Source organism: Micromonospora sp. NPDC049799, assembly GCF_040656655.1.
Classification (GTDB): Bacteria; Actinomycetota; Actinomycetes; order Mycobacteriales; family Micromonosporaceae; genus Micromonospora.
This window is the reverse complement of sequence record NZ_JBFAMU010000502.1, coordinates 1-3568: the sequence shown is the minus strand read 5'-3', so window position 1 is coordinate 3568 and position 3568 is coordinate 1. Positions and strand designations below refer to the sequence as shown.

The following is a 3568-nucleotide window of genomic DNA, read 5'->3' as shown; positions in this document are numbered from 1 at the left end:
CGCCAAGGCCGCGCCCGCCAAGCCCGCGCCCGCGAAGGCGGCCCCGGCCAAGCCCGCCGCGAAGCAGACCGCCCCGACCGCCGGTGGTCCGCAGACCACCCCGCTGCGCGGTGTCGCCGCGAAGATCGTCCAGAACATGGACGCCTCGCTGAGCGTGCCCACCGCCACCAGCGTGCGCGCCGTCCCGGCCAAGCTGCTGGTCGACAACCGCATCGTCGTCAACAACCACCTCGCGCGGGGCCGCGGCGGCAAGGTCAGCTTCACCCACCTGATCGGGTACGCGCTGGTCCGGGCCCTGGTCGCCCACCCGGAGATGAACAACTCCTACGCGGAGGTCGACGGCAAGCCGGCGATGATCCGCCCGGAGCACGTCAACCTGGGCATCGCCATCGACCTCACCAAGCCGGACGGCACCCGCAACCTCGTGGTCCCGTCCATCAAGGCCTGCGAGCAGATGGACTTCCGGCAGTTCTGGCAGGCGTACGAGGACGTGGTCCGGCGCGCCCGTCGCAACGAGCTGACCATGGAGGACTACTCCGGCACCACGATCTCGCTGACCAACCCCGGAGGCATCGGCACGGTGCACTCGATGCCCCGCCTGATGCAGGGGCAGAGCGCGATCATCGGCGTCGGCGCCATGGAGTACCCGGCCCCCTACCAGGGCATGTCCGAGGCCACCCTCGCCGACCTGGCGGTCAGCAAGGTCATCACGCTGACCAGCACGTACGACCACCGGATCATCCAGGGCGCGCAGTCCGGCGAGTTCCTCAAGGTCATGCACGAGCTGCTGCTGGGCGAGCACGGCTTCTACGACCAGATCTTCACGTCGCTGCGCATCCCGTACGAGCCGGTGCGCTGGATGCGGGACGTGGCGATCAACAACGAGGGCCAGATCAACAAGACGGCCCGGGTGCACGAGCTGATCCACGCGTACCGGGTGCGCGGCCACCTGATGGCCGACACCGATCCGCTGGAGTTCAAGATCCGTAAGCACCCGGACCTGGACGTCCTCCAGCACGGGCTGACCCTGTGGGACCTGGACCGCGAGTTCCCCGTGAACGGCTTCGCCGGCAAGCAGCGGATGAAGCTGCGCGAGATCCTCGGCGTGCTGCGCGACTCGTACTGCCGCCGGGTCGGCATCGAGTACATGCACATCCAGGACCCGGAGGAGCGGCGCTGGATCCAGGAGCGGATCGAGCGCAAGTACGAGAAGCCGTCGGCCGACGAGCAGAAGCACGTCCTCAACCGGCTCAACGCCGCCGAGGCGTTCGAGACCTTCCTGCAGACCAAGTACGTCGGGCAGAAGCGCTTCTCGCTGGAGGGTGGGGAGTCGCTGATCCCGCTGCTCGGCGAGGTGCTGGAGGCCTCCGCCGAGGGCGGGCTGGACGAGGTCGTCATCGGCATGGCCCACCGGGGCCGGCTCAACGTGCTGGCGAACATCGTCGGCAAGCCGTACGAGAAGATCTTCTCGGAGTTCGAGGGGCACCTGGACCCGCGCTCGACGCAGGGCTCCGGCGACGTGAAGTACCACCTCGGCCAGAACGGCAAGTTCACCACCCCGGACGGGGAGCACGCGGTCAAGGTCTCCCTGGTGGCGAACCCGTCGCACCTGGAGGCCGTCGACCCGGTGCTGGAGGGCATCGTCCGGGCCAAGCAGGACCGGATCGACCTCAAGCTGGAGGGCTACACCGTGCTGCCGCTGGCGGTGCACGGTGACGCGGCGTTCGCCGGCCAGGGCGTGGTCGCCGAGACGCTGAACCTGTCCCAACTGCGCGGCTACCGCACCGGCGGCACCGTGCACGTGGTGGTCAACAACCAGGTCGGCTTCACCACCGCCCCGGAGTACAGCCGGTCCAGCCTCTACAGCACCGACGTCGCCCGGATGATCCAGGCGCCGATCTTCCACGTCAACGGCGACGACCCCGAGGCCGTGGTCCGGGTCGCCCGGCTGGCCTTCGAGTACCGGCAGGCGTTCAACAAGGACGTCGTGATCGACATGGTCTGCTACCGGCGGCGCGGGCACAACGAGGGCGACGACCCGTCGATGTCCAACCCGCAGATGTACAAGATCATTGACTCGAAGCGCTCGGTGCGGAAGCTCTACACCGAGGAGCTGATCGGTCGCGGCGACATCACCGTGGAGGACGCGGAGGAGCTGCTGCGCGACTACCAGGCGCAGCTGGAGCGGGTCTTCAAGGCAACCCGGGACGCGGCCACCACGCCGCGCCAGCTCAGCCGCCCCAAGCGGGAGGACGAGCCGGAGCCGCAGGTCGACACCGCGATCGACGCCTCGGTCGTCCGGGCCGTCGGCGAGGCGCACGTCAACCTGCCGGAGGGCTTCACCCCGCACAAGCGGATCCAGCAGCTGCTCGACCGCCGGGCCAAGATGTCCGTCGAGGGCAACATCGACTGGGGCTTCGGCGAGATCATCGCGCTCGGCTCGCTGCTGCACGACGGGGTCACCGTCCGGCTCGCCGGTCAGGACTCCCGCCGTGGCACGTTCGTGCAGCGGCACGCCTCGGTGGTCGACGCGAAGACCGGCGACGACCACCTGCCGCTGAGTTCGCTCACCGGCGACGGCGAGCGGTCCCGGTTCTTCGTGCACGACTCGCTGCTGTCCGAGTACGCGGCCATGGGCTTCGAGTACGGCTACTCGGTGGAGAACGTCAACGCGCTGGTCTGCTGGGAGGCCCAGTTCGGCGACTTCGTCAACGGCGCGCAGTCGGTCATCGACGAGTTCATCTCCTCCGGCGAGGTCAAGTGGGGCCAGCGCTCCGCCGTCACCCTGCTGCTGCCGCACGGCCACGAGGGCCAGGGCCCGGACCACACGTCCGGCCGCCCCGAGCGGTTCCTCCAGATGTGCGCCGAGGACAACATGCGCGTGGCCATCCCGACCACCCCGGCGAACTACTTCCACCTGCTGCGCCGCCAGGCGCTGTCGCCGAAGCGCAAGCCGCTGGTCGTGTTCACGCCGAAGTCGCTGCTGCGGCACAAGCTCTGCGTCTCCTCGGTCGAGGACTTCACCACCGGCACCTTCGCCCCGGTGCTGCCGGACTCGGCCGCCCCGGCGCCGGAGCAGGTGAAGCGGGTGCTGCTCTGCTCGGGCAAGGTCTACTACGACCTGCTCCAGGCCCGGGCCGACCGCGGCATCACGGACACCGCGATCATCCGGATGGAGCAGCTCTACCCGATGCCGGTGGAGGAGATCCGGGCCGCGCTGGCCGAGTACCCGAACGCCGAGGACTACGCCTGGGTGCAGGAGGAGCCGGCCAACCAGGGTGCCTGGTCGTTCGTCGCGCTCAACCTGCTGGAGCACCTGGACGAGGTCCGGCTGCGCCGCATCTCCCGGCCGGCCGCGGCCGCGCCGGCGGTCGGCTCGGCCAAGATGCACGAGGTGGAGCAGGCCGCGCTGATCGAGGCGGCCCTCCCCCGCCCGTAATCTGAGCAGGGCCCGGAGTCGGGGGGGGGGGGGGGGGGGGCGGGGGGCCCCCCCCCCCCCCAGCCGCGGGGGCCCGCCGGGCCGCGTGCCGGGGGGGGAAGGACAGCACGGGCCGAAGGGAGCGGGGCT

Annotated in this window: 1 protein-coding gene; it reads left to right on the top strand. The window is 70.2% G+C overall.

Going from position 1 to position 3568, the window contains the following annotated elements; genetic code table 11:
• A partial coding sequence (locus AB0I76_RS25245) for a multifunctional oxoglutarate decarboxylase/oxoglutarate dehydrogenase thiamine pyrophosphate-binding subunit/dihydrolipoyllysine-residue succinyltransferase subunit (protein WP_357040189.1) occupies nucleotides 1-3439 on the top strand: 3439 nt, incomplete at its 5' end.
• Nucleotides 3440-3568 lie beyond the last annotated feature (129 nt).